At 72.1% G+C, this 23,805-nt stretch carries 21 protein-coding genes and 1 pseudogene; 13 read left to right on the top strand and 9 right to left on the bottom strand.

Going from position 1 to position 23,805, the window contains the following annotated elements:
* Positions 1-23 precede the first annotated feature (23 nt).
* From ADK41_RS21680 to ADK41_RS21645, 8 genes are all read right to left on the bottom strand, one after another.
* Positions 24-1,232 carry a TerD family protein gene (locus ADK41_RS21680; protein ID WP_030820977.1) on the bottom strand — a complete coding sequence of 403 codons (1,209 nt, stop codon included), beginning with the start codon at positions 1,230-1,232 and terminating at the stop codon, positions 24-26.
* A gap of 130 nt (positions 1,233-1,362) precedes the next feature.
* Entirely contained in the window at positions 1,363-1,587 is a 225-nt protein-coding gene (locus ADK41_RS21675) for a hypothetical protein (protein ID WP_030820979.1), read from the bottom strand.
* A gap of 187 nt (positions 1,588-1,774) precedes the next feature.
* A complete protein-coding gene (locus ADK41_RS21670; protein ID WP_030820981.1) occupies positions 1,775-2,764 on the bottom strand; it encodes a zinc-dependent alcohol dehydrogenase family protein in 990 nt (329 codons plus the stop codon).
* Entirely contained in the window at positions 2,761-3,612 is an 852-nt protein-coding gene (locus ADK41_RS21665; protein WP_030820983.1) for a carbohydrate ABC transporter permease, read from the bottom strand. Before ADK41_RS21665 ends, ADK41_RS21670 begins: the two co-directional genes overlap by 4 nt.
* The gene (locus ADK41_RS21660; RefSeq protein WP_030820985.1) at positions 3,609-4,550 is read right to left on the bottom strand and encodes a carbohydrate ABC transporter permease; all 942 of its coding nucleotides are present in this window, start codon (positions 4,548-4,550) and stop codon (positions 3,609-3,611) included. Before ADK41_RS21660 ends, ADK41_RS21665 begins: the two co-directional genes overlap by 4 nt.
* Positions 4,547-5,920, bottom strand: coding sequence for an ABC transporter substrate-binding protein (locus tag ADK41_RS21655; RefSeq protein ID WP_030820987.1), 1,374 nt, complete (start codon positions 5,918-5,920; stop codon positions 4,547-4,549). The genes ADK41_RS21660 and ADK41_RS21655 overlap by 4 nt, the downstream gene beginning before the upstream one ends.
* 135 nt (positions 5,921-6,055) lie before the next feature.
* Entirely contained in the window at positions 6,056-6,826 is a 771-nt protein-coding gene (locus ADK41_RS21650; RefSeq protein ID WP_030821068.1) for a DeoR/GlpR family DNA-binding transcription regulator, read from the bottom strand.
* 278 nt (positions 6,827-7,104) lie between these two features.
* The gene (locus tag ADK41_RS21645) at positions 7,105-7,914 is read right to left on the bottom strand and encodes an NAD-dependent epimerase/dehydratase family protein (RefSeq protein ID WP_053637453.1); all 810 of its coding nucleotides are present in this window, start codon (positions 7,912-7,914) and stop codon (positions 7,105-7,107) included.
* 238 nt (positions 7,915-8,152) lie between these two features.
* Here ADK41_RS21645 and ADK41_RS21640 point away from each other — a divergent pair, with 238 nt between their 5' ends.
* Complete coding sequence (locus ADK41_RS21640; protein ID WP_324604870.1) at positions 8,153-9,112, top strand: 5-dehydro-4-deoxyglucarate dehydratase; 960 nt, start codon at positions 8,153-8,155, stop codon at positions 9,110-9,112.
* Positions 9,109-10,272, top strand: coding sequence for a hypothetical protein (locus tag ADK41_RS21635; RefSeq protein WP_030820993.1), 1,164 nt, complete (start codon positions 9,109-9,111; stop codon positions 10,270-10,272). Before ADK41_RS21640 ends, ADK41_RS21635 begins: the two co-directional genes overlap by 4 nt.
* Positions 10,273-10,550: 278 nt before the next feature.
* Here the strand turns inward: ADK41_RS21635 and ADK41_RS21630 are convergent, their stop codons facing one another.
* Positions 10,551-11,750 carry an MFS transporter gene (locus ADK41_RS21630; RefSeq protein ID WP_030820995.1) on the bottom strand — a complete coding sequence of 400 codons (1,200 nt, stop codon included), beginning with the start codon at positions 11,748-11,750 and terminating at the stop codon, positions 10,551-10,553.
* Between the two features lie 130 nt (positions 11,751-11,880).
* Between ADK41_RS21630 and ADK41_RS21625 the strand changes: the two genes are divergently transcribed.
* The 11 genes and pseudogenes from ADK41_RS21625 (at position 11,881) to ADK41_RS21580 (ending at position 23,680) form a co-directional block, all read left to right on the top strand.
* Entirely contained in the window at positions 11,881-12,471 is a 591-nt protein-coding gene (locus tag ADK41_RS21625) for a TIGR03086 family metal-binding protein (protein WP_030820997.1), read from the top strand.
* A gap of 57 nt (positions 12,472-12,528) precedes the next feature.
* Positions 12,529-13,307, top strand: a pseudogene (locus tag ADK41_RS43355) (MBL fold metallo-hydrolase); the annotation flags it as partial.
* 145 nt (positions 13,308-13,452) lie between these two features.
* On the top strand, positions 13,453-14,139 hold the full coding sequence (locus ADK41_RS21620; protein WP_030820999.1) for a GntR family transcriptional regulator: 687 nt from the start codon (positions 13,453-13,455) through the stop codon (positions 14,137-14,139).
* Positions 14,136-15,044, top strand: coding sequence for a dihydrodipicolinate synthase family protein (locus tag ADK41_RS21615; RefSeq protein WP_030821001.1), 909 nt, complete (start codon positions 14,136-14,138; stop codon positions 15,042-15,044). Before ADK41_RS21620 ends, ADK41_RS21615 begins: the two co-directional genes overlap by 4 nt.
* On the top strand, positions 15,041-16,762 hold the full coding sequence (gene araD / locus ADK41_RS21610) for an L-arabinonate dehydratase (RefSeq protein WP_030821003.1): 1,722 nt from the start codon (positions 15,041-15,043) through the stop codon (positions 16,760-16,762). The genes ADK41_RS21615 and araD overlap by 4 nt, the downstream gene beginning before the upstream one ends.
* 95 nt (positions 16,763-16,857) lie before the next feature.
* A complete protein-coding gene (locus ADK41_RS21605) occupies positions 16,858-17,790 on the top strand; it encodes a carbohydrate ABC transporter permease (protein WP_030821005.1) in 933 nt (310 codons plus the stop codon).
* Entirely contained in the window at positions 17,787-18,683 is an 897-nt protein-coding gene (locus ADK41_RS21600; protein WP_030821007.1) for a carbohydrate ABC transporter permease, read from the top strand. The genes ADK41_RS21605 and ADK41_RS21600 overlap by 4 nt, the downstream gene beginning before the upstream one ends.
* Positions 18,680-19,861, top strand: coding sequence for a Gfo/Idh/MocA family protein (locus ADK41_RS21595; protein ID WP_030821010.1), 1,182 nt, complete (start codon positions 18,680-18,682; stop codon positions 19,859-19,861). Before ADK41_RS21600 ends, ADK41_RS21595 begins: the two co-directional genes overlap by 4 nt.
* On the top strand, positions 19,858-20,703 hold the full coding sequence (locus ADK41_RS21590; RefSeq protein ID WP_030821012.1) for a PmoA family protein: 846 nt from the start codon (positions 19,858-19,860) through the stop codon (positions 20,701-20,703). Before ADK41_RS21595 ends, ADK41_RS21590 begins: the two co-directional genes overlap by 4 nt.
* Entirely contained in the window at positions 20,700-22,229 is a 1,530-nt protein-coding gene (locus ADK41_RS21585) for a glycoside hydrolase family 43 protein (RefSeq protein WP_030821014.1), read from the top strand. The genes ADK41_RS21590 and ADK41_RS21585 overlap by 4 nt, the downstream gene beginning before the upstream one ends.
* Before the next feature lie 89 nt (positions 22,230-22,318).
* Complete coding sequence (locus tag ADK41_RS21580; protein WP_030821018.1) at positions 22,319-23,680, top strand: ABC transporter substrate-binding protein; 1,362 nt, start codon at positions 22,319-22,321, stop codon at positions 23,678-23,680.
* The last annotated feature ends 125 nt before the right edge of the window (positions 23,681-23,805 follow it).

The raw sequence follows: 23,805 nt of genomic DNA, 5'->3' as shown, positions 1-23,805 counted from the left end.
CGCCCGACGGCCTGCCCGGGCGGCTACAGCGCCTGGCCGGCCGGCTTCACCATCCCCCGTACCGTGCGCGACTTCACGAAGTCGCCCATCGCGGTCATCTCCCACTCGCCGGAGTACTGGCGGATCAGCTTCGCCATCATCACGCCCGTCTGCGGTTCGGCGCTCGTGAGGTCGAAGCGGACCAGTTCCTCGCCCGTGGTGGCGTCCAGCAGGCGGCAGTAGGCCTTGGCGACCTCGGTGAACTTCTGGCCGGAGAAGGAGTTGACCGTGAAGACCAGGCCGGAGACCTCCTGGGGCAGGCGTCCGAGGTCCACGGTGATCACCTCGTCGTCCCCGCCGCCCTCACCGGTGAGGTTGTCGCCGGAGTGCCGGATCGCGCCGTTCACGATCTGCAGCTTGCCGAAGTAGCAGCTGTCGATGTGGTTGCGCTGCGGGCCGTAGGCGATGACCGAGGCGTCCAGGTCGATGTCCTTGCCGCGGTAGGCCGGTTCCCAGCCGAGGCCCATCCTGACCTGGGAGAGCAGCGGCCGGCCGCCCTTCATCAGGGAGACGGTCTGGTTCTTCTGCAGGCTGACCCGGCCCTTGTCGAGGTTGATCTTCCCGGTGCCGGGGGCGGCGGCGGGCGGGGCCGGGGGCGCGGCGGGCGCGGCGGGCGCGGCGGGCGCGGCGGCGGGCATGGGGGGCGCCTGGGGGACGGACATCGGCGGGGCGGGCGGCGGAGCGACCGGCTGGGCGGCGGGCTCCTCGACCGTGACGCCGAAGTCGGTGGCGATGCCGGCCAGGCCGTTGGCGTAGCCCTGGCCGACGGCGCGGGCCTTCCAGGCGCCGTTGCGCAGGTAGATCTCGACGATCACGAGCGCGGTCTCGGCGCCGAGACGCGGGGGAGTGAACGTGGCCAGGACCGCGTTGTCGTCCGCGCTGCGGAGGGTGGCGGTCGGTTCGATGCCCTGGAAGGTCTGGCCGGCGGCGTCGGGGCTGGCGGTGACGACGATCTTCTCGATGCCCGGGGGCACGGCCGTGGTGTCGACCGTGATGGCGTCGGGGGTGGCGCCGCCGCCGGAGCGGTAGGTCACGCCGGGGCCGGCGGGCTGGTTGTAGAAGATGAAGTCGTCGTCGGAGCGCACCTTGCCGTCGGCGGTGAGCAGCAGGCCCGAAACGTCGAGCCGCACGGGCGCGGAGACGTCCACCGTCACTCGGGCGGTGGGAAGGGGGATGTTCGAGCCGGGGGTCATAGCGGTCATGCGGGGAGAACGAGCGGGGGCGTTTTACCGTTCCCTTACCTGTAGCCCGATCGGGCCATGAGGTCTCCGTCCCCGCCCCTTCGCCCGTGGACCGTTCGGCGCGGTCGGTCCCCGGCCCGGTTCAGCGCCGGTTGCGGGGGTGGTCGCGGGCGGTGCGTTCGTTGCCGCGCTTGTAGTTCCCGGTCCAGCGGGCCATGACGAGCTGGGGGTCGGAAGCGGTGGTGACCTCGGTGAGGAAGCGGGCGGCCCGGTCGCCCTGGAGGGTGGTCGCGGGGCGGTCGCGGTGGGTGATGCGGACGGTTCCGGTGGCGTGGGCCTCGTAGGCGAAGCCGCTGGGTCTGGGCATGCCCGGGATGGTACGGGGGCGGAGACGGGACGCCCAGGGGTTTTCTCCCCCGCACCCGCCGCCCTCGCCCGTCCCGGCCCGGGGCTCCGCCCCGGACCCCGCTCCTCGAACGCCGGAAGGGCTGAACGTCAGCCCCTCCGGCGTTCGAGGACGAGGCCCGCGGGGCCGGAAGGGGGGCGAGGAACCCCTACGGCACCACCACGATCTTCCGGCCCACGCCCGCCGCGAACTGGTCCAGGGCCTGGGGGTACTGGTCCAGGGGGAGGCGGTCGCTGATGAAGACGTCCGGGTCCAGGACACCGCCCGCGAACAGCTCCGCCGCGCGCTCGTAGCTGTGCAGCACGGCCATCGACCCGGTGATGGTGATCTCCTGGTTGTAGATCCGGTACGGATCGATCTGCACCCGCGTCGCGTAGTCGGCGACCCCGAACTGGAGGAACGTACCGGCCTTGGCCACCCGGTCCAGGCCGTCCTGGATCGCCGCCGCGTTCCCCGTCGCGTCGATGACGAGGTCCCAGCCCTGGGGCCGGTCCAGCTCGTCCGGCGACGCCGCCGCCGCGGAGACGCCCAGCGTCCGCGCCGTCTCCAGCCGCGCCGGATTCAGGTCCACCATGTCCACACTCGCCGCACCGGTCCGCTTCGCCAGCTCCAGCATCATCAGGCCCATGGTCCCGGACCCGTAGATCAGCACGTGCGCGCCGAGCCGCGACTGCAGCACGTCGTAGCCGCGCACCGCGCACGACAGCGGCTCGATCAGCGCGGCGTCCTGCGTGCGGACGTGCTCGGGCAGCTTGACGCAGTTCGCCACCGGCGCCACCGCGTACTGGGCCGCGCCGCCCGCCGTGGTGACGCCGATCGCCGCCCAGCGTTCGCAGAGGTTGTTGTGGCCGGTGCGGCAGTAGCGGCACTCGTGGCAGTACAGGGAGGGGTCGACCGCGACCCGGTCGCCGAGCGACACCTCCGTGACCTGGGAGCCGATGCCGACCACCTCGCCGGCGAACTCGTGCCCCGGCACGATCGGCAGCTTCGGCGCGAACTCGCCCTGGAGAATGTGCAGGTCCGTGCCGCACAGTCCGCACGCGGCGACCTCGACGACGACGTCGCGCGGCCCTGGCGTCGGGTCCGGGACCTCGGCGACGACGGCCTTGCCCACGGACTCGATGACGGCGGCCTTCATTTCACGGCTCCCAACGACAGGCCCTGGACGAGTTTGTCCTGGGCGGCGAACCCCGCGGCGAGCACCGGCAGGGAGATGACGAGCGACGCGGCGCACACCTTGGCCAGGAACAGGCCCTGGCTGGTGATGAAGCCGGTCAGGAAGACGGGGGCGGTCTCGGCGACCACGCCCGTCAGGACCCGGGCGAAGAGCAGTTCGTTCCAGCTGAAGATGAAGCAGATGAGGGAGGTCGCGGCGATGCCGGGGAGGGCGATCGGGGCGACCACCCGTGCCAGGATCGTGGGCAGCTTCGCGCCGTCCACCCGGGCCGCCTCGATGATCGCGACCGGGACCTCGGCCAGGAAGGACTGCATCATCCAGACCGCGATCGGCAGGTTCATGGAGGTGTAGAGGATGACGAGCAGCCAGATGTTGTCGAGCATCCCGGCGTTCTTGGCGAACAGGTAGATCGGCAGCAGGCCCGCCACCACCGGCAGCATCTTGGTGGACAGGAAGAAGAACAGGACGTCCGTCCACTTCTTCACCGGGCGGATGGAGAGGGCGTACGCGGCGGGCAGCGCCAGGACCAGGACGAACAGGGTCGACACGATCGACGCCACCGCCGAGTTGACCAGCGCAGGCCAAGGGCTGGCGCCGCCGCCCGCGCCGAAGAACTCGCGGTAGCCGTCCAGGGTGAGGGCGGCGGCGAAGGACGGCGGGTTGGTGGCCGCGTCCGCCTCGGAGTGGAAGGACGTCAGCGCCATCCAGGCGATGGGCAGGAAGAACACGATGCCGGCCAGCCAGGCGACCAGGCCGAGCCCCGCTCCGCCGCGGGACCGGTCGCGGGTGCGTACGGTGATGCTGCTCATGCGCGGGATGCCTCCTCACGGAACAGGGACGACACCACGCGCAGGGCGAGGGTCGCGATGACGAGCGAGCCGATGACGACCAGGACGCCGGCCGCCGAGGCGAGGCCGTTCTCGTGGGCCTGGTAGAAGGTCTGGTAGATGGTGTAGGGCAGGTTGGCGGTGCCCAGGCCGCCGGAGGTGATGGTGAAGACCGCGTCGAAGTTCTGCACGATGTAGATCGAGCCGAGCAGGGCGCCCAGTTCGAGGTAGCGGCGCAGGTGGGGCAGGGTCAGGTAGCGGAAGATCTGCCAGTTGCTCGCCCCGTCGACCCGGGCCGCCTCCATCTGCTGCTGGTCCCGGCTCTGCAGCCCGGCCAGCAGGATCAGCATCATGAACGGGGTCCACTGCCACACCAGCGCGGCCTCGACGGCGAGCAGCGGGGTGTCGGAGATCCAGTCGGGCTGGGGGCCGCCGACATAGTGCAGCAGGCCGTTGAGCAGGCCGTATTCGGGGTTGTAGAGGACGTGCTTCCACAGCAGCGCCGCCGCGACCGGGACCACCAGGAACGGGGCGATGAGCAGGGTGCGGACGATGCCCCGGCCGCGGAATTTCCGGTCGAGCAGGAGGGCGAGGAGCAGTCCGAGGACGAGGCTGGCCAGGACGACCGCCACGGTCAGCAGGATCGTCGTCCACACCGACTTGCGCAGGGCCGCGTCGGTGAGGACCTCCGTGTAGTTCTCGAAGCCGGCGAAGTGCCGGGCGTCGGGGTAGAGGGCGTTCCAGTCGAAGAAGGAGATCACCAACGTCGCCACGAAGGGCAGTTGGGTGACCGCGATCATGAAGATCAGGGCGGGCAGGAGCGGGGCCCGGGTGGCCCAGGCGCGCAGCCGCGGGGAGGGCCGGTGAGGGGCTGGGCGTGTCTCTGGTGCGGCCACGGGGGCCGTCGTGGTGGCGGTCATCGTCCCTCGTACTCCTCGGCGATCTCTTCTGCGAGCTGCTGGGACTTCTTCAGGGCCGCGTCGACGGACTGGCGTCCGGCGATGGCCGCGCTGATCTCCTGGGAGACCTTCAGGCCGAGGTCGGTGAACTCCGGGATGCCGACGAACTGGATGCCGGGCGCGGGACGCGGCTGCACGCCGGGGTCGTCGGGACGGGCCTGCTCGATGGCCTCCTTGGTCATGTCCTGGAAGGCCGCGGCCTCGGCGCGGTAGTCCGGGTTGGCATAGGTGGAGGCACGCTTGCCGGCCGGGACGTTGGACCAGCCGAACTCGTCGCCGACCAGCTGCTCGTACTCCTTGCTGGAGGCCCAGGAGACGAACTTCCAGGCGTTGTCGGGGTTGCGGGAGGCGTCCTGGATGCCCCAGGCCCAGGTGTAGAGCCAGCCGGAGGACTCCGTCTTCTCGACCGGCGCCGGGGCGTAGCCGAGCTTGCCCTTCACGGGGGACTTGTCCGCCTCCAGCGCACCGGCCGCGGAGGTGGCGTCGTACCACATGGCGACCTTGCCCTGGGTCATGTTGTTCAGGCACTCGGCGAAGCCGGCCTGGGGGGCGCCCGCCTCACCGTGCTCGCGGACCAGGCCGACGTAGAACTCGACCGCCTCCTTCCACTCGGGGGAGTCGAGTCGGGCCTTCCAGTCCTTGTCGAACCAGGTGCCGCCGAAGGTGTTGACCACCGTGGTCAGCGGGGCCATCACCTCGCCCCAGCCGGGCAGGCCGCGCAGGCAGATGCCCTTCATGCCCGGTTCGGCGCCGTCGAGCTCGGCGGCGAGGTCGGCCACCTGCTGCCAGGTGGGACGGGCGGGCATGGTCAGGCCCTCCTTCTCGAAGACGTCCTTGCGGTACATCAGGAAGGAGGACTCGCCGTAGAAGGGCTGGCCGTAGAGCTTGCCGTCGTCGCCGGTGAGGGACTGGCGCATCGGCTTCAGGACGTCCTGCTCGTCGTAGGAGGTGTCCTCGTCGACGTAGGAGTCCATCTCGTGCAGCCAGCCGTTGCGGGCGTAGATGGGGATCTCGTAGTTGGAGAGGGTGGCCACGTCGTACTGGCCGGCCTGGTTGGCGAAGTCCTGGCTGATCTTGTCGCGGACGTCGTTCTCCGGCAGCACGGTGAAGTTGACCTTGATGCCGGTGTCCTTGGTGAAGTGGTCCGCGGTCAGCTTCTGCAGCTCGACCATCTGCGGGTTGTTGACCATCAGGACGTTGATGGAGTCACCGCCGGACCCGGCCCCGCCCGCTCCGACCCAGCAGCCGGAGAGCAGCGGGGCGAGTAGCGTCCCTGCGGCGACCGCGGCGAGTGTGGCTCGCGGCGGCCTCCGTCGGCTCTGGGTTCGCATGGATCGCTCCTGGACGTAGAGGGGGACAGTGGGCGTCACCTGGCGTGGATCGGCCCGAGGGGACGTGAAACGATGTGCTGATGTACCGATGTGCCGATCAGCGGTTCCGCTGACGTGGTGAGGTGCTGACGTGCTTCAGACCCGGATGACCTGCGGCCCCAGCAGGGAGTAGCGATGGGCCTCGGCCGCCGGGAGCAGGGTGCTCGTGACGATCGCCTCCAGCGCGCCGACCTCGGCGAACCGGCAGAAGCTGACCGCCCCGAACTTGGTGTGGACGCCGGCGAACACCACCCGGCGGGAGGCCCGCACCGCCTGTGCCTTGACCTCGCTGACCGCCGGGTCGGGCGTGGTCAGACCGTGTTCGCGGGAGATCCCGTTGGCGCCGATGAACGCCAGGTCGATGACGAAACCGGAGAGCATCTTCGTCGTCCAGTGGTCGACGGTGGCGAGGGTCCCGGAGCGGACCCGGCCGCCGAGCAGCAGGACGGACACGCTGCCGGTCTCCGCGAGCGCGCCCGCGATCGGCAGGGAGGCGGTGACCACGGTGAGCGGCCGGTCGACGGGCAGGGCCTCGGCGATGAGCTGCGGGGTGAAACCCTCGTCGATGAAGACCGTCTCGGCGTCCCCGAGGAGCTCGACCGCGGCGGCCGCGACCTTGCGCTTCTCGGGGACGTGGCTGGTGGCGCGGAAGGCGAGCGTCGTCTCGAAGCCGGCGCTCTCCACGGGATAGGCGCCGCCGTGGGTACGGCGCACCAGACCGTGGTCCTCCAGCGAGCGCAGGTCCCGCCGGACGGTCTCCTTGGCCACGCCCAGGTCGGCGGCGAGCGCGCTGACGTCGACCGAACCGGTGGTGCGCGCCACCCGCACGATCTCCCGCTGGCGCTCTTCGGCCGTCCTGTGGCTCATGACCGGACACCCGCTTCCTGATCTCGCTGCCCGTTCGGGCCCGGTGGGACCCACGCAGGAAGTTCTACAGCGGGCTTTCGCTGCTGACCAGGTCTGTTGCGGGCCCGTTTCTGCCCGGTTGTGACCGTTCGGTTCGTCCCGTGTCCGGCTTGGACCTGGGAGGGCGCGGGTGAGCGAGTGGGAGCGGGCAGCGTGGATGCCCGCATACGGCGGCGGGCGGGCCCGTTCGGGTGCCGGCCCGCCGTGGGATGCGTCGATTTCCCGCCGGATGTACGCCGTCAGTACGGCCAGACGGGCGGGTCGGTGACGAAGTGACCGCCCAGGCAGGCGTGCGCCGGGTTGTCCGGGTCCAGCTCGCCCTGTTCGGCGATCAGCTTCTCGGCGTACGGCTCGGAGTCGTCCTGCGGGTCGTAGCCGAGCGCCCGCGCGGAGGTGAGGTCCCACCACAGCCGGGTGTTGGCGGAGGAGCCGTGGACGACGGTGTGGCCGACGTTCTCGGCGGTCAGGGCGGCGTGGAAGAGGCGGGCGCCGTCGGCGGGGCTCATCCACACCGAGAGCATGCGCACGCTGGTCGGCTCGGGGAAGCAGGAGCCGATGCGCACGGAGACGGTCTCCAGGCCGTGCTTGTCCCAGTAGAGCTGGGCGAGGTCCTCGCCGAAGCACTTGGACAGGCCGTAGAAGGTGTCGGGGCGGCGCGGGGTGTCGACCGGGATGAGGGGGTCGTCGCCCCGCGGGCGCGGGGTGTAGCCGACGGCGTGGTTGGAGGAGGCGAAGACGATGCGGCCGACGCCCTCCTGGCGGGCGGCCTCGTACAGGTTGTACGTGCCCTCGATGTTGGCGCCGAGGATCTTCTCGAACGGGGCTTCCAGGGAGATGCCCGCGAGGTGGACGATCGCGTCGACGCCGCGGACCGCCTCGCGTACGGCGTCCTTGTCGGCGAGGTCCGCGACGATCGCGTCCGGTTCGCCCTCGACGGGGCGCAGGTCGAGCAGGCGCAGGTCGTAGCCGTGGTCCGGGAGCAGGCCCCGCATCAGCGTGCCGAGGCCGCCGGCGGCGCCGGTGAGCAGAACGGTGCGGGGAGCGGGCATCCTCGGGTCTCCTTGCAGCGCCGGCCGTGCCGCCCGGACAGGGGGATCCATACATGTGGGCGCACGGCATTCATATTCGTGGACACGCTAAGGAGATGGGGCGCGGCGCGTCAAGTATTCCGCGACTTCCTGTGGAACGGAAGAATCCGCTGGTGTGTGGCAGGGCGCGGCGCTTGACCGGGGTCCTCGGGGCATCTTAGCGTGAGCATGTTCAGGGATATGGACGTGAATCAGGAATATGGACCTGGGAGAGCTTGTGACGCCAGCCCTTCTCGCCGACCGACTCGGCGCCCCCAGCGGGCCGTTGTTCTTCCCGGTCACCGCCTACGGACCCGACGGCGCCGTCGATCTCGACACCTACCGGCTCCATGTGCGGCGCGGGGTGGAGGCCGGCGCCGCCGCCGTGTTCGCCTGCTGCGGCACCGGGGAGTTCCACGCGCTGACGCCGGAGGAGTTCGAGCTGTGCGTGTCGGCCGCGGTGGAGGCCGCCGGCGGGCGCGTCCCGGTCGTCGCGGGCACCGGCTACGGCACCGCGCTCGCGGTCCGCTACGCCCGTCTCGCCGAACGCGCCGGGGCCGACGGGCTGCTCGCGATGCCGCCGTACCTGGTCAGGGCCGCGCAGGAGGGACTGCTGCGGCACTACCGGCAGGTGGCCGCCGCGACCTCCCTGCCGGTCGTCGTCTACCAGCGCGACAACGCCGTCCTCACCCCGCAGAGCGTCGTCGAACTGGCCCGCACGGAGGGCGTCGTCGGCCTCAAGGACGGCCTCGGCGACCTCGACCTGATGCAGCGGACCGTCAGCGCCGTACGCGCCGAGGGCCCCGGCGGTTTCCTGTACTTCAACGGGCTGCCGACCGCCGAACTGACCCAGCCCGCCTACGGCGGCATCGGCATCACGCTCTACTCGTCCGCGGTGTTCTGCTTCGCGCCCGAGATCGCCCTCGCCTGCCACACCGCCTTCCGCACCGGCGACACGGCCACCGCGCACCGCCTGATCGACGGCTTCTACCGGCCGTTCGTCGAACTGCGCGACCGGGGCAGCGGCTACGCCGTCTCCCTCGTCAAGGCCGGCGTACGCCTGCGCGGCCTCGACGTGGGGGAGGTGCGGCCACCGCTGCACGAACCGGCCGGGGATCATGTCGAGCAGCTCGCTCGACTGATCGAGCGGGGACACGCGCTGCTCGAGGAGGGCCGGTGAAGGCGTCGGCATTCGTCTACCCCTGGGACGTCAACGGGGACCCGGAGGCGCCCGCGCGGATCGCCGCGCTCGGCACGGCGCAGGTGACGCTCGCCTCCGCCTACCACTCCACCCGCGCGCTGACCCCGCGCCACCCGCGCCACCGCGTCGTCACCGCCGAGCACGCGGCCGTGCTCTACCCGGCGGGGGAGCACTGGACGGACCGTACCCCGCGCCCGTACCCGGCCGGGGACTGGGCGCCCGGCGACGCCTTCGGCGAGGCCGCCGCCGCGCTCGTGGACGCGGGTCTGGAGGTGCACACCTGGGTGGTGCTCGCGCACAACTCCCGCCTGGGCGCGGAGCATCCGGACACCTCGGTGGTCAACGCCTACGGCGACCGCTACCCCTGGGCGCCGTGCGTCGCCCAGCCCGCCACACGCGCGTACCTGACCGACCTCGCCGCCGAGGCGGCGGTACGGCCCGGGGCGCGCGGCACCGAGCTGGAGTCCCTCGGCTGGTACGGGCTGGCCCACCTGCACGCCCACGACAAGACCGCCGGGGTCGGCCTCGGGGACGCCGGGCAGTACCTGATGTCCCTGTGCTTCTGCCCGTCCTGCCGCGAGGGCTACGGGGCCCGGGGCCTGGACGCCGACGCGCTCGCCGCCGCCGTACGCGCCGCGCTGGAACCGGTGTGGCGGGGGGCGCCCTCCGACGGGGGCTGGGCGGGCGTCGAGAAGCTCCTCGGCGAGGAGACGGCGAACACCGCGCGCGCCTGGCGCGACGAAACGGCCCGCACGCTCCAGGAGGCCGCGGTCGCCGCCGTACGGCGGGCCGCTCCCGAGGACTTCCAGGTCCTCCTGCACGCGGACCCGGTCTCGTACCACTGCGGCGCCAACGCCGGCGTCGACCCGGCCCACATCCTCTCCGTCGCCGACGGAGTGGTCGTGCCCTGCACCGGAGGCGCCGGCCTGCTGGCCCCGTTCGCCCGGGAGGCCCGCGCGGACACCGTCCTCGCCGCCAACCTCACGATCGTCTCCGGCATGGGCGGCAGCCCCGGCACCCTCGCGGCGGACGCCGCCGAAGCCCGCCGCCTGGGCGCGACGGAGCTGCGCCTGTACCACGCGGGGCTGGCGTCGGACGGGGACCTGGAGGCGGTGCGGTCGGCGCTGGCCGGGCTCTGAGCCGCCGAGGGCGTAGGGCCGGGGTACGACTTCGGCCGGTGCCGGTGCCGGTGCCGGTGCCGGTGCCGGTGTGGGTCGGAGGGCGTTCGCGCAGCCCGGCGTCGACGGGGTGCCTCCGAGCGGGGGGACCCCAGCGTCCTGGGGCGCCTCCCAGGCTCTTGAGGCACTGGGGGAGGCACGACGGCCCGCAGCTACGGCGGCACGGTCGCCCGCAGGGACGTGGCGGTGCGAGGTCGTGGCGGTCAGGGGGCGGGGCCCGCGGCTGCCGGTCGGCCGGGTCATGCCGGGGCGGTGTTCGCGCGGTGGCCGAGCAGGGTCGCCGCCGTCACCGCCAGGGCGGCCCCGAGCACGGCCAGCAGCAGCCGGTGGTCGACGAGTTCGACCAGGGCCGCGCCCGCCGCCAGACCGAGGACGTTCGGGCTGAACACCAGTGTGTTGGCGGTGGCGGTGACCCGGCCCAGCAGAGGTCCCGGCGTCTCGCGCTGCACGGCGGTCAGCGTGGCGATCAGCACGGCGGGCAGGCCCGCGCCGATCGCCGCGCTGCACGCCCACGCCGTCGGGTCGTCCGGCACCGCGCGCAGCGCCACCGCGACGGCCAGCACGGCGATGCCGTACGCCGCGAAGCGCCGTTCGCCGAGGCGGCGCAGGGCCGGACCGGAGAGCAGACCGACCGCCACCGACCCCGCGCCCTGGACGGCGTACAGCACACCGGCGTACGCGGGGGAGTGGCCGAGGTCCTCGACCACGGCGTAGACCAGCGCCCCGCTCACCCCCGCGCACAGCATCGTGGCGCCGCCCGCCGACACGAGCGGGCGCAGCACCGGATGCGACCACAGGTGGCGCGCGCCCTCGGCCGTCCGCTCCCGACGGCTGCCCGTCGGCGGCGCCGGCCGGTCCTCCCGTACACGCAGGAACGCGTACACGACGGTGGCCAGCAGGAAGGTGACCGAGTCCAGGACGGCGACGGCCGCCCCGCCGTACGCCGCGTAGAGGCCCGCTCCCGCCAGCGGGGCCAGCAGCTTCATGGCCTCGCCGGCGGTCATCCGCAGGCCGTTGAAGTCGCCGAGCAGGGAGCGGTCCACGGCGGTGGCGATCAGCGCCGACTCGGCCGCGTCGTGGACGACGCCCGTGGCGCCGTACACGAACAGCACCGCGTACAGCAGCCACAGCCCGCGCGGTGAGTCCACGGTGCACAGGGTGAGCAGGAGCCCCGCCATGAGCAGGCTCGCGGCGATCAGCAGCGGCCTGCGGCGGAACCGGTCGGCGAGCGCGCCCAGCAGCGGGCCGGCCAGGGTGGGCGCCCACATCGCCAGCACGCACAGGGCCGCGAGCCCGTCCGAGCCGGTGAGGTCCTTGACCCACACCCCGGAGGCCAGCCACAGGGCGGAGGTGCCGAAACCGGAGATCACCACCGCGGTGAGAGAGAGACCGGCGTTCCTGTCCCGCACCACGCGGGCCGCCGTCCAAGTCGTCGTCATGCCTGCTCATCATGGGTCTAAGGCCCCCGAGCGGGGATCGGGCAGGTGCCTTAGAAGCGGGGCCGCCAGCGATGAGTTCCGCGACGCCGGTCGGTCCACCTCCCAGGAGCACCGTCAGGAGGAGCACCCGATGACCGACACCACGCTCGACCTCGGACCGCAGACCCGGATCGTGGCGCGCCTCGCCGAGGCCGTCACCGACGCGCAACTGGCGGACGGGACGCCCTGCCCGCGGTACGCGGTACGCAACGTCCTGGGCCACCTTCTCGGACTGGCCCGGGCCTTCCGCGACGCCGGCCGCAAGGACCTCGGCGCCACCACGGACACCGATCCCCAGGACGCCCTGCCGGACATCGGCCCCGGCTGGCGCGAGGAACTGCCCGAGGCGCTCGACGAGCTCGCCGAGGCCTGGCGGGATCCGGCGGCCTGGACCGGCACGACCCGCGCCGGGGGCTTCGACATGCCGGGCGAGGTCACCGGGGCCGTCGCCACCGACGAACTCGTGGTCCACGGCTGGGACCTGGCCCGCGCGACGGGCCGGCCGTACGCGCCCGACCCGGCCGCGCTGGAGGCCGCGCACGCCTTCCTCCTGGCCGCCGCCGAGGACCCCGGCCGCAGCGGCGTCTTCGGACCGGTCGTCCCCGTCCCGCCGGACGCCCCGCTCCTGGACCGGACGATCGGCCTCAGCGGCCGGGACCCGGGCTGGACGCGGCCCGTGTGAAAGCGGGCGCGCGCCCCGGGGAGCGCCCCCTGGCCTCCCCGCACGACGCCCGATCCCACCCTCACCGTCCTCGGCGCCGCCTCCCCGCGCCCCGGCCCCGACCGCCCCGGCTCCGGTCACCTCCTGCGCGCCGGGGGCGCCGGGGTGTGGGTCGACGCCGGGTTCGGGACGTTCGCCGAGTTGCAGCGGCACACGGGCCCGGCCCGGCTGAGCGCCGTACGGATCCCCCCCCCGCACGCCGGCCTCCCCCGGTCCCGGCTCCGCTCGACCGGGCGGCGCCCCCCTCGCGGATCCGCTCGCCGCCGTGTACGGCCTCGCGTACGGCGGGCCCACCCCGCCCGCGCCGATCCCGGTCCACGCGCCGGCCGGCCGCGCCCAGAGGCCGCCCGGTTCCCCGGGCGCCCCGACACCGGCTTCCCCGGCGATGTCCTCGACTTCCGGCCGCTGCCGACGGGCAGGTCGTCCACCACGGCGGCCTCACCCTCACCTCCACCGCGGCCCTCCCCGACGTCGAGGCCCACGGGCTGCGCGCCGCGTGCGCGGGGCGCGTCCTCGCCTGCTCCGGGGACGGCGGACCGTGCGCCGCCCTCACCGGACCCGCCCGCGGCGCCGACCTGTTCCGCTGCGAGGCGGACATCACCGGGCATCGCGAAAGCGAACGGGTCCACCTGGCACCCCAGAACGCCGGTGACACCGCCCGGCGGGCGGGCACGCGCGAACTCCCCGTCACCCATGTAGGCCCCACGCCGACCCCCGAGGCGGCGACCGCCCGGGCCGCCGCCGCCTTCGGCGGACCCGCCGCCGCCGTCCGGGAGGGGCGCACCTACGCCGTGTGAGGCAACGGAAAGTTCCTTTGTCGGAAGCATTGACGAAACTCTGGGCCGCTCCTACGGTCATCGCGTCGTACTTCGTACGTCATATATGAGACGCGATACGCGAGATCCGATACACGAGATCCGACGCGAGATCCGAGAGGCGCGCATGACCTCTGTGCCCACGCCGATCCCCTCCCGCACGCAGTACGTGCTGGAGGAGATCAAACGCCGCATACTCACTGGTCGGTTCACGCCGGGCCAGGCCCTGGTCGAGACCGACCTCGCCGCGCAGTTCGGGGTGTCCAAGACCCCGGTGCGCGAGGCGCTCAAGACCCTGGCCGGCACCGGTCTGGTCGTGATGAGCCAGTACAAGGGCGTCACGGTGCGCATGGTCGACGCGGACATGGCACGGGCGGTCTACGACGTGCGGCTGCTCCTGGAACCCGAGGCGCTCAAGCGCGCCGTGCGCCGCGGCGCTTCCCTGGACGCCGCGCGTGACGCGCTGACCCGGGCCGACCAGGCCGACGACACCGCCGAACGGTCCCTGGCCAACCGCGAGTTCCACCGCGCCCTCTACGTGCCCTGCGGCAACCCGCTGCTCGGCCGGATGCTCGACGAGGTCCGCGACCAGGCCGCCCTCGTCTCGGCCGTCGCCTGGGCCGCCGACCCCTCCTGGGAACGGGAGGCGAGCGAGCACCGCGAGATCCTGCGGCTCGCGCTCGACGGGGACGCGGACGGCGCGGCCCGCGCCCTGTACTCGCACATCGCGTCGTTCGTGCGACGGGCCTTCCCCGAAGTCGAAGCGGACTTCGAGACGGCCCCGGAAGCCCAGAAAGAGGACGGTCAGGCATGACAACGACGTTCGAGACCCAGCGGGCGGCCCTGGCCGACGTGGTGGCGATCCCGGTGACCCCGTTCGCCGAGGACGGCTCCGTCGACCCAGGCACCTACCGGGCCCTGCTGCGTCGTCTCCTCGACGGTGGCATCACGACCCTCACCCCCAACGGCAACACCGGCGAGTTCTACGCCCTGACCCCCGACGAGCGCCGGCTGGTCACCGAGCTGACCGTCGAGGAGGCCGGCGACCGCTCGGCGATCCTGGTCGGCGTGGGCCACGACGTGCCCACCGCCGTCGCCTCCGCACGGCACGCCCGTGAACTCGGCGCGCAGATGGTGATGGTGCACCAGCCCGTCCACCCCTACGTCTCCCAGAGCGGCTGGGTCGACTACCACCGCGCGATCGCCGAGGCCGTGCCCGAACTGGGCGTCGTCCCCTACATCCGCAACGCGCAGCTCACCGGCGCCCGGCTCGCCGAACTCGCCGACGCCTGCCCCAACGTGATCGGCGTGAAGTACGCCGTGCCGGACGCGGCGAAGTTCGCCGCCTTCGCCCGGGACGCGGGACTCGAACGGTTCGTGTGGGTCGCGGGGCTCGCCGAGCCGTACGCCCCCTCCTACTTCTCGGCCGGCGCCACCGGTTTCACGTCCGGTCTGGTCAACGTCGCCCCGTCCGTCTCGCTGAACATGATCGAGGCGCTGCGCTCCGGCGACTACCCGACCGCCATGAAGGTGTGGGAGCAGATCCGCCGCTTCGAGGAACTGCGCGCCGCCAACGGCTCCGCCAACAACGTCACCGTCGTCAAGGAGGCCCTCGCCTCCCTCGGCCTGTGCCGCCGCGAGGTCCGCCCGCCGAGCAGACCGCTGCCCGAGAGCGAGCGCGCCGAGGTCGCCGCCATCGCCGCGGGGTGGGCGATATGAAGTCCCCCGAGCAGCTCCGCAGCCACCAGTGGTACGGCACCGACGGCCTGCGCTCCTTCAGCCACCGTGCCCGCACCCGCCAGCTCGGCTACCTGCCCGAGGAGCACCTGGGCAAGCCCGTCATCGCGATCCTCAACACCTGGTCCGACATCAACCCCTGCCACGTCCACCTGCGCGACCGCGCGCAGGCCGTCAAGCGGGGCGTCTGGCAGGCGGGCGGCTTCCCCCTCGAGTTCCCGGTCTCCACCCTCAGCGAGACCTTCCAGAAGCCGACCCCCATGCTCTACCGCAACCTCCTCGCCATGGAGACCGAGGAGCTGCTGCGCTCCTACCCGGTCGACGGCGCCGTGCTGATGGGCGGCTGCGACAAGTCCACGCCCGCCCTGCTGATGGGCGCCGCCAGCGCCGACCTGCCGGCCGTGTTCGTGCCCGCCGGGCCCATGCTGCCCGGACACTGGCGCAACGAGGTCCTCGGCTCCGGCACCGACATGTGGAAGTACTGGGACGACAAGCGGGCCGGCGTCATCGGCGACTGCGAGATGCAGGAGCTGGAGAGCGGCCTGGCCCGCTCGCCCGGCCACTGCATGACCATGGGCACGGCGTCCACGCTGACCGCCGCCGCCGAGGCCCTCGGCGTCACGGTCCCGGGCGCGTCCAGCATCCCGGCCGTCGACTCCGGGCACGACCGGATGGCCGCCAGGGCGGGGATGGCGATCGTCGAGCTGGTCCACAAGGACCGCAGGCTGAGCGACATCCTCACCGCGGACGCCTTCGAGGACGCGGTGACGACCGTCCTCGGACTCGGCGGCTCCACCAACGCCGTCATCCACCTGATCGCCATGGCCGGACGCGCGGGCGTCAAGCTCACCCTCGACGACTTCGACCGCATCGCCCGCACCGTCCCGGTGCTGGCCAACGTGCGGCCCGGCGGACAGACGTACCTGATGGAGGACTTCCACTTCGCGGGCGGGCTGCCCGGGTTCCTCTCCCGGATCCCGGACCTGCTCCACCTGGAGCGTCCCACCGTCTGCCACGACACGATGCGCGAGCAGATCGCCGGCGCGCAGGTGCACGACGACGACGTCATCCGCCCCCGGGACAACCCGGTCGCGGCCGAGGGCGGGGTCGCCGTACTGCGCGGCAACCTCTGCCCGGACGGCGCCGTCATCAAGCACATCGCCGCCGAACCGCACCTGCTGAAGCACACCGGCCGCGCCGTCGTCTTCGACGACTACCGGCAGATGCAGCGGACCATCAACGACCCGGCGCTGGACATCACCGCCGACAGCGTGCTGGTCCTGCGCAACGCCGGCCCCAAGGGCGGTCCGGGCATGCCCGAGTACGGGATGCTGCCGCTGCCCGACCACCTGCTCAAGCAGGGGGTGCGGGACATGGTGCGGATCTCCGACGCCCGGATGAGCGGGACGAGTTACGGCGCGTGCGTCCTGCACGTCGCCCCCGAGTCGTACGTCGGCGGACCGCTCGCCCTGGTGCGCACCGGCGACTCGATCACCCTCGACGTCGAGAACCGCACCCTCCGGCTCGACGTCGACGACGAGGAGCTCCAGCGCCGCCGGGCGCAGTGGACGCCGCCGCCCGTGCGCCACGAGCGCGGCTACGGCGCGCTCTACAACGAGCAGATCACGCAGGCCGACACCGGCTGCGACTTCGAGTTCCTCGCCCGTCCGGGCACGGTCCAGGACCCGTACGCCGGCTGACCGGCCGTACCCCAGGACCCCGCACACCTACGAAGAAAGCGCTTCACCCGCACACGCACCACACAGCACGACGTACCGAGAAACGGAGAACAGTCATGGCCCATGCCGCAGCCGTGGCGAAACCGCCCAGGCCACCCCGGCGGCGCCGTGCCTCCGCCACGCCCCGCAGGCTCCCTTACCTGCTGATCGGGCCGGCCGCCCTGCTCATGCTGGGTTTCATCGCCTACCCGGTCATCAGCGTCTTCTACTACAGCCTGCAGAACTACAACCCCACCAAGCCCTGGCGGAACGGCTACGCGGGCTTCGACAACTTCACCCGCATCTTCACCGAGGACCCGCTGTTCTGGGACACCCTCGTCTTCAGCGCCAAGTGGGTCTTCGTCGAGGTCGGACTGCAGCTGCTGTTCGGCCTGGCCCTCGCCCTCATCGTCAACCAGACCTTCGCCGGCCGCGCCCTGGGCCGCGCCATGGTCTTCTCGCCGTGGGCCGTCTCCGGCGTGCTGACCTCCGCGATCTGGGTGCTGCTCTACAACTCGCAGACCGGCATCACCCGCTACCTCGCGGACATGGGCATCGGCGACTACGGCGTCAGCTGGCTGTCGGACACCTCCACCGTCTTCCCGGCGGTGGTCGTCGCCGACCTGTGGCGCGGTGTCCCCTTCTTCGCGATCCTCATCCTCGCCGACCTCCAGTCCGTCTCGAAGGACCTCTACGAGGCCGCCGAGGTCGACGGGGCCAGCCGCATCAAGCAGTTCTGGCACATCACGCTGCCGCACCTGAAGGACGCCATCATCCTGTCCACGCTGCTGCGCGCGGTGTGGGAGTTCAACAACGTCGACCTGCTCTACACGCTGACCGGCGGCGGACCCGCGGGCGAGACCACGACACTGCCGCTGTACATCGCCAACACCTCGGTGGACGCGCACAACTTCGGCTACGCGTCGGCCCTGACCACGGTCGCGTTCCTCATCCTGCTCTTCTGCTCGATGGTCTACCTGCGGCTGAGCAAGTTCGGAGGCGAGAAGTGATCACCAAAGAGGCCCCCCCGGCCGCCCCCGCCCCCGCGCGCACCACCCCCGAGCCGCCCCGGCCGGCCAAGAAGCGCCGGGCCTGGGACGAGGCGCCGCGCTGGCAGATCTACCTGCCGCTGGGCATCTACCTCGTCTTCACCCTCATCCCCTTCTACTGGATCCTGCTCTTCGCGCTCCGCCCGGCCGGCTCGACCTCGCTCGTGCCCTGGCCGATGACCTTCGTCCACTTCGAGAAGGTCTGGACGGACCGCAGCTTCGGCACCTTCTTCTACAACAGCGTGCTGGTCGGCGTCGCCACCCTGGTCATGACGACGCTGGTCGCCCTGGCCGGCGGCTACGCCCTCGCCCGGTTCGACTTCAAGGTCAAGCGGGCCTTCATGCTCGCCCTGCTCTGCTCCCAGTTCGTGCCCGGCGCGCTGCTCCTGGTCCCGCTGTTCGAGATCTTCGCCGAACTGCAGATGATCAACTCCCTCGGCAGCGTCATCATCGCCGAGACGGTCTTCCAGCTGCCGCTGTCGATCATCCTGATCAGCAACTTCATCAAGAACGTGCCGTACTCCCTGGAGGAGGCCGCCTGGGTCGACGGCTGCAACCGGTTCAGGGCCTTCCGGGTGGTCGTCCTGCCGCTGCTGCGGCCCGGTCTGATCGCCGTCGGCTCCTTCGCCTTCGTCCACTCCTGGAACCACTTCCTGTTCGCCCTGATGTTCCTCAACAACCAGGAGAAGCAGACCATCCCGGTCGGCCTCAACACCCTGATGAGCGCGGACAGCGTCGACCTCGGCGCGCTCGCCGCGGGCGGCATCATCGCGGCCGTCCCCGTCGTGATCGTGTTCGCCTTCATCCAGAAGTGGCTGATCACCGGGTTCAGCGCGGGGGCGGTGAAGGGATGACCTCATCTCGGACCGTGCCCGACGCCCCGCTGCCCGTCGTCCTCGCCGGCGCCCGCGGCCACGGCCGCTGGCACGTGGCGAACATCCGCCGCCTCGAAGCGGAGGGACGCGTGAGGCTCGCCGGGATCTGCGAGCTCACCCCGCTCACCGAGGACGAGTTCGGCGGTGAACTCCCCGAGCAGTCGGCCGACTTCGGCGCACTGCTGGAGTCCACCGGCGCCCGGATCGCGGTGATCTGCACCCCGATCCCGACCCACACCGACCTCGCCCTCGCGGCGGCCGAGCGGGGCGTGCACATCCTGCTGGAGAAGCCGCCGGCGCCGTCGTACGCCGAGTACCGGCGGATGGCCGACGGGGTCGCCGCGGCCGGGGTGGCCTGCCAGATCGGCTTCCAGTCGCTGGGCTCGCACGCCGTGCCCGCGATCCGCGAACTGGTCGACGGGGGCGCCGTCGGCCGGGTGGTGGGGATCGGCGGAGCCGGCGCCTGGGTGCGGTCCGAGGAGTACTTCCGGCGGGCGCCCTGGGCGGGCCGGCGCCGGCTGAACGGCGTCGACGTGGTCGACGGGGCGCTCACCAACCCGCTCGCCCACGCCGTCGCCACCGCCCTCGCGCTCGCCGGGAGCACCCGCGCCGAGGACGTCGCCGGCATCGAGACCGAGCTGCTGCGCGCCAACGACATCGAGTCCGACGACACCTCCTGCGTGCGGATCACCACCGCGCGGGGCGGTTCGGTCACCGTCGCCGCGACCCTGTGCGCGGAGCGGGCGGACGAACCGTACGTCATGGTGCACGGCACCAGCGGCCGGATCACCTTCTGGTACAAGCAGGACCGCGTCCTGCTCCAGCGCGCGGACCACGGCCCCGAGGAGCTGCGGTTCGGCCGCACCGACCTGCTGGAGAACCTCGTCGCCCACCTCACCGACGGCACCCCCCTGCTGGTCGCCCCGGACGAGACGGGCGCCTTCATGCGGGTCGTCGAGGCGATCCGCGAGGCCCCCGACCCGGCCCCGCTGCCCGACGGCGTCTGGCGGCACGTCCCCGGTGAGAACCGCCGGGTGGTGCCCGGCGTCGACGGCCTCGTCGCGGCCGCCGCCGACACCCTGTCCCTCTACTCCGAGCTGGGCGCCTCCTGGGCCCTGCCCGCCCACCACCTGCCGAAAGAGGTGAGCACCCGATGACCGGCGACGACTCCGTGGTGCTGCGCGTCGCGGGCCGGCCCGTCGGCCGGTACGTCACCCGGCCCGAACTGCCGGCCCGGCTCTCCCCGCGGCCGTACCTGCACCCCGTCACCACTCTGGCCGGCACGGCGGTCACCGAGCTGAGCCCCGCCGACCACGCACACCACCTCGGCGTCGGTGTCGCCGTTCCCGACGTCGAGGGGTTCAACTTCTGGGGCGGACGCACCTACGTCCGCGATCAGGGCCCCACCGAGCTCGACAACCACGGCTCCCAGCGGCACACCGCCTACCAGCTGCGCGACCCCGACGGGTTCGTCGAGGAGCTGCGCTGGACGGCCGCGCCGGGCGAACTGCTGCGCGAGCGCCGCACGGTCGCCGTCACCGAACTCACCGGCGCCGCCTGGGCGCTGGACTTCACCTTCTCCCTCACCAACGTCACGAGTGCGCCGCTCTCCTTCGGCAGCCCCGCCACCAACGGCCGTCCCGGAGCCGCGTACGGCGGCTTCTTCTGGCGGGCCCGCAAGGAGGAGACGGCCCCGGACGTCTTCACCGACCGCACCGAGGGCGAGGGCGAGGCGCACGGCCGGCCGGCCGACTGGATCGCGCTGGCCGGATCCACCTGGACGCTCGTCTTCGCGGGGGCCACCGAGCAGACCCGGCGGGACCCCTGGTTCGTCCGCACCGCCGAGTACCCGGGCGTCGGCTCCTCCCTCGCCCACACCGCACGGCTGCCCCTCCCGGCCGGCGAGACCGTGGTCCGCCGGATCGTCACCGTCGTCGCCGACGGCCGCCTCGACCGGAGCGCCGCCGCCGCCCTGGTCCGCAAGGCGGTGAGTCCATGACCGCCGGGCGGACCGACACCACCTACCGCAACCCGGTCCTGAACGCCGACTGGTCCGACCCGGACGTGATCCGCGTCGGCGACGACTTCTACCTGACCGCCTCCAGCTTCGGCCGCGCCCCCGGACTGCCCCTGCTGCACTCCCGCGACCTGGTCAACTGGACCCTCGTCGGCCACGCCCTCGAACGGCTCGAACCGGAGAGCGAGTTCACGACGCCCCGGCACGACTGCGGGGTCTGGGCCCCGTCCCTGCGCCACCACGACGACCGGTTCTGGATCTTCTGGGGCGACCCCGACCAGGGCGTCTTCCAGGTCAACGCCCCCGAGATCCGCGGCCCCTGGACCCGGCCGCACCTGGTGAAGGCCGGCAAAGGGCTGATCGACCCGTGCCCCCTGTGGGACGACGAGACCGGCGAGGCCTACCTCGTGCACGCCTGGGCCAAGTCACGCAGCGGCGTCAAGAACCGCCTCACCGGCCACCGGATGCACCCCCACGGCACCGAACTCCTCGACGAGGGCAGGGTGATCGTCGACGCCGACCGCATTCCCGGCTGGTTCACCCTGGAAGGGCCCAAGCTCTACAAGCACGACGGCTGGTTCTGGATCCTCGCCCCCGCCGGGGGAGTGGAGACCGGCTGGCAGGGCGCCTTCCGCTCCCGCGCGTTCTTCGGACCGTACGAGGAGAAGGTCGTCCTGGAGCAGAAGGACACCGACGTCAACGGCCCCCACCAGGGCGGCTGGGTGCGCACCCCGTCCGGCGAGGACTGGTTCCTGCACTTCCAGCAGCGCGGACCGTACGGCCGTGTCGTGCACCTCCAGCCGGTGGGCTGGGGTTCGGACGGCTGGCCGGTGTTCGGGCACGACGGCGCCCCCGTCGCCGAGCACCGCCGCCCGGACCTGCCGCCGCAGCCGCCCGCCGCGCCGGCCACCGACGACGACTTCCCCGGCGGACGCCACGGCCGTCAGTGGCAGTGGACCGCCAACCCGAAGGAGGGCTGGACCACCCAGCACTCCGCCGACGGGTTGCGGCTGACCTGCGTCCGTTCCGCCGGCGCGCACGATCTGCGTACACTGCCCCACGTCCTCACCCAGCGGCTGCCCGGCACCCCGTGCACCGTCGAGGTGGAGCTGCGGCTCGACAGCGAGGAACCCGGGGCACGCGCCGGACTCGCCGTCCTCGGGGACGCCTACCGCTGGATCGGTCTCCAGCGCGGCGCGGACGGCACGGTGCACCTGGTGCACCGGTTCGCCGAGACGGTCGCCGACAGGGAGCGCGACGCCGACCACCCGAGGCCCGCTCCCGGCGACCGGGCCCTGCTGCGCGTCGACATCGGCGCCGGGGCGCGCTGCCGCTTCTCCTGCGACACCGGGGACGGCTTCCGCCCCTTCGGCCAGGTCTTCGCCGCCACCCCCTGGCGCTGGGTCGGGGCCCTGCTCGGCCTGGTCGCCGTGGCTCCCACCGGCCAGGGACACGCCGGCACCGCCACCTTCACGCGGTTCCGGATCAGCACCTCGGCGTACGGCTGAACACCGCCGTACGCCCTCGACCGACCCCCCACGACTTCCGACCCCCACAACTTCACAGTCCGTTGGATCCAGAAGAAGAGAGCCGACCAATGAAGATCAGCATTCTCAGAAACAGCAGGGGCGGACGCCGGGCGTCGGCCGCCGTCGCCCTGGGGGCCGTGCTCGCCCTGACCGCCACCGCCTGCGGCGACGACGGCGGCAACAGCGCGGGCGGCGACGGCGACGAGGGCAACGGCAAGGGCAAGATCGTCTTCTGGGACAACAACGGCGGTGTCCGCACCGAGATCTGGAAGGAGGTCATCGCCGACTTCGAGAAGGCGAACCCGGACATCGACGTCCAGTACGTCGGCATCGCCTCCACCGAGTACCAGTCCAAGGTCGACACCGCCATCCAGGGCGGCGGCCTGCCGGACGTCGGCGGCATCAGCGCCTCGATGCTCGCGGGCTTCGCCGCCCAGGACGCGCTCGACACCCTGGACTTCCGGCTGGCCAAGTCGCCGCTGAACGGCAAGCTCAACAAGGACATGATCGAGTCGATGCGCGCCGCCGGCGGCGGGGACGACAAGCTGTACTCGATCCCGACCTCGGCGAACAACGGCGTCCTGTACTACCGCACCGACCTGTTCGAGAAGGCGGGCCTGGAGGAACCGACCACCTGGGACCGGTTCTACGAGGCCGCCGAGAAGCTGACGAACAAGGGCAAGAACGAGTTCGGCTACACCATCCGCGGCGGCGCCGGCTCCATCGCCCAGGCCCTGGACGCGATGTACGGGCAGTCCGGCATCACCTCGTTCTGGGACTCCTCCGGCAAGAGGACCACGGTCAACGACGCGAAGAACGTCGAGGCCCTGGAGAAGTACGCGGGCCTGTTCAAGAAGGTCACCCCCGCGGCCGACCTGAACAACGACTTCACCAAGATGGTCGCGCAGTGGGACTCCGGCACGATCGGCATGCTGAACCACAACCTCGGTTCGTACCAGGACCACGTCAAGGCGCTCACCGCCGACAAGTTCCGCGGCATCCCGCAGCCGATCGGGCCCGGCGGCAAGCGGGTCCAGGTCTCCAACCCGGTCGACGGCGTCGGCCTGTTCAAGAGCTCCAAGAACAAGGAGGCCGCCTGGAAGTTCATCGAGTTCGCCACGTCGGCGGAGTCGAGCTCGAAGTTCAACGAGTCGGCCGGCCAGGTGCCCGCGCACGCGGACGCCGCGAAGGACGAGTGGATCAGCAAGGCGGAGCCCACGAAGCTGGCCGCGGAGGCGCTGAGCGACGGTTCCACCACCATCGTCCAGCTGCCGTACTACCTGCCGGACTGGAACACGATCTCCAAGGCGGACAACGAGCCGAACTTCCAGAAGGTCCTGCTGGGGAAGATGAGCGCGAAGGAGTTCCTGGACACGATGGCCGAGCAGCTGAACGAGGCGCAGGCCGAGTGGCAGGAGCAGATGAGCTGATCGGCGGTTTCATCGGGGGCGGCCCGTCTCGTCTTCGGCCGCGGGCCGTCCCCGGCATGTCGCGCCCACGCGGCGCGGCCGCGGACCGGCACAGCCCCGCGCCCCTGAAGGGGCATGTCACCACT

Source organism: Streptomyces caelestis, from assembly GCF_001279005.1.
Classification (GTDB): domain Bacteria; phylum Actinomycetota; class Actinomycetes; order Streptomycetales; family Streptomycetaceae; genus Streptomyces; species Streptomyces heliomycini.
This window is presented reverse-complemented; position numbering and strand designations above follow the sequence as displayed.

Excerpts from the sequence above, each read along its gene's own strand:
- ADK41_RS21680 (WP_030820977.1), bottom strand. The coding sequence starts at position 1,232 with ATGACCCCCGGCTCGAACATCCCCCTTCCCACCGCCCGAGTGACGGTG.
- ADK41_RS21675 (WP_030820979.1), bottom strand. The coding sequence starts at position 1,587 with ATGCCCAGACCCAGCGGCTTCGCCTACGAGGCCCACGCCACCGGAACC.
- ADK41_RS21670 (WP_030820981.1), bottom strand. The coding sequence starts at position 2,764 with ATGAAGGCCGCCGTCATCGAGTCCGTGGGCAAGGCCGTCGTCGCCGAG.
- ADK41_RS21665 (WP_030820983.1), bottom strand. The coding sequence starts at position 3,612 with ATGAGCAGCATCACCGTACGCACCCGCGACCGGTCCCGCGGCGGAGCG.
- ADK41_RS21660 (WP_030820985.1), bottom strand. The coding sequence starts at position 4,550 with ATGACCGCCACCACGACGGCCCCCGTGGCCGCACCAGAGACACGCCCA.
- ADK41_RS21655 (WP_030820987.1), bottom strand. The coding sequence starts at position 5,920 with ATGCGAACCCAGAGCCGACGGAGGCCGCCGCGAGCCACACTCGCCGCG.
- ADK41_RS21650 (WP_030821068.1), bottom strand. The coding sequence starts at position 6,826 with ATGAGCCACAGGACGGCCGAAGAGCGCCAGCGGGAGATCGTGCGGGTG.
- ADK41_RS21645 (WP_053637453.1), bottom strand. The coding sequence starts at position 7,914 with ATGCCCGCTCCCCGCACCGTTCTGCTCACCGGCGCCGCCGGCGGCCTC.
- ADK41_RS21640 (WP_324604870.1), top strand. The coding sequence starts at position 8,153 with ATGGACCTGGGAGAGCTTGTGACGCCAGCCCTTCTCGCCGACCGACTC.
- ADK41_RS21630 (WP_030820995.1), bottom strand. The coding sequence starts at position 11,750 with ATGACGACGACTTGGACGGCGGCCCGCGTGGTGCGGGACAGGAACGCC.
- ADK41_RS21625 (WP_030820997.1), top strand. The coding sequence starts at position 11,881 with ATGACCGACACCACGCTCGACCTCGGACCGCAGACCCGGATCGTGGCG.
- ADK41_RS21620 (WP_030820999.1), top strand. The coding sequence starts at position 13,453 with ATGACCTCTGTGCCCACGCCGATCCCCTCCCGCACGCAGTACGTGCTG.
- ADK41_RS21615 (WP_030821001.1), top strand. The coding sequence starts at position 14,136 with ATGACAACGACGTTCGAGACCCAGCGGGCGGCCCTGGCCGACGTGGTG.
- araD (WP_030821003.1), top strand. The coding sequence starts at position 15,041 with ATGAAGTCCCCCGAGCAGCTCCGCAGCCACCAGTGGTACGGCACCGAC.
- ADK41_RS21605 (WP_030821005.1), top strand. The coding sequence starts at position 16,858 with ATGGCCCATGCCGCAGCCGTGGCGAAACCGCCCAGGCCACCCCGGCGG.
- ADK41_RS21595 (WP_030821010.1), top strand. The coding sequence starts at position 18,680 with ATGACCTCATCTCGGACCGTGCCCGACGCCCCGCTGCCCGTCGTCCTC.
- ADK41_RS21590 (WP_030821012.1), top strand. The coding sequence starts at position 19,858 with ATGACCGGCGACGACTCCGTGGTGCTGCGCGTCGCGGGCCGGCCCGTC.
- ADK41_RS21585 (WP_030821014.1), top strand. The coding sequence starts at position 20,700 with ATGACCGCCGGGCGGACCGACACCACCTACCGCAACCCGGTCCTGAAC.
- ADK41_RS21580 (WP_030821018.1), top strand. The coding sequence starts at position 22,319 with ATGAAGATCAGCATTCTCAGAAACAGCAGGGGCGGACGCCGGGCGTCG.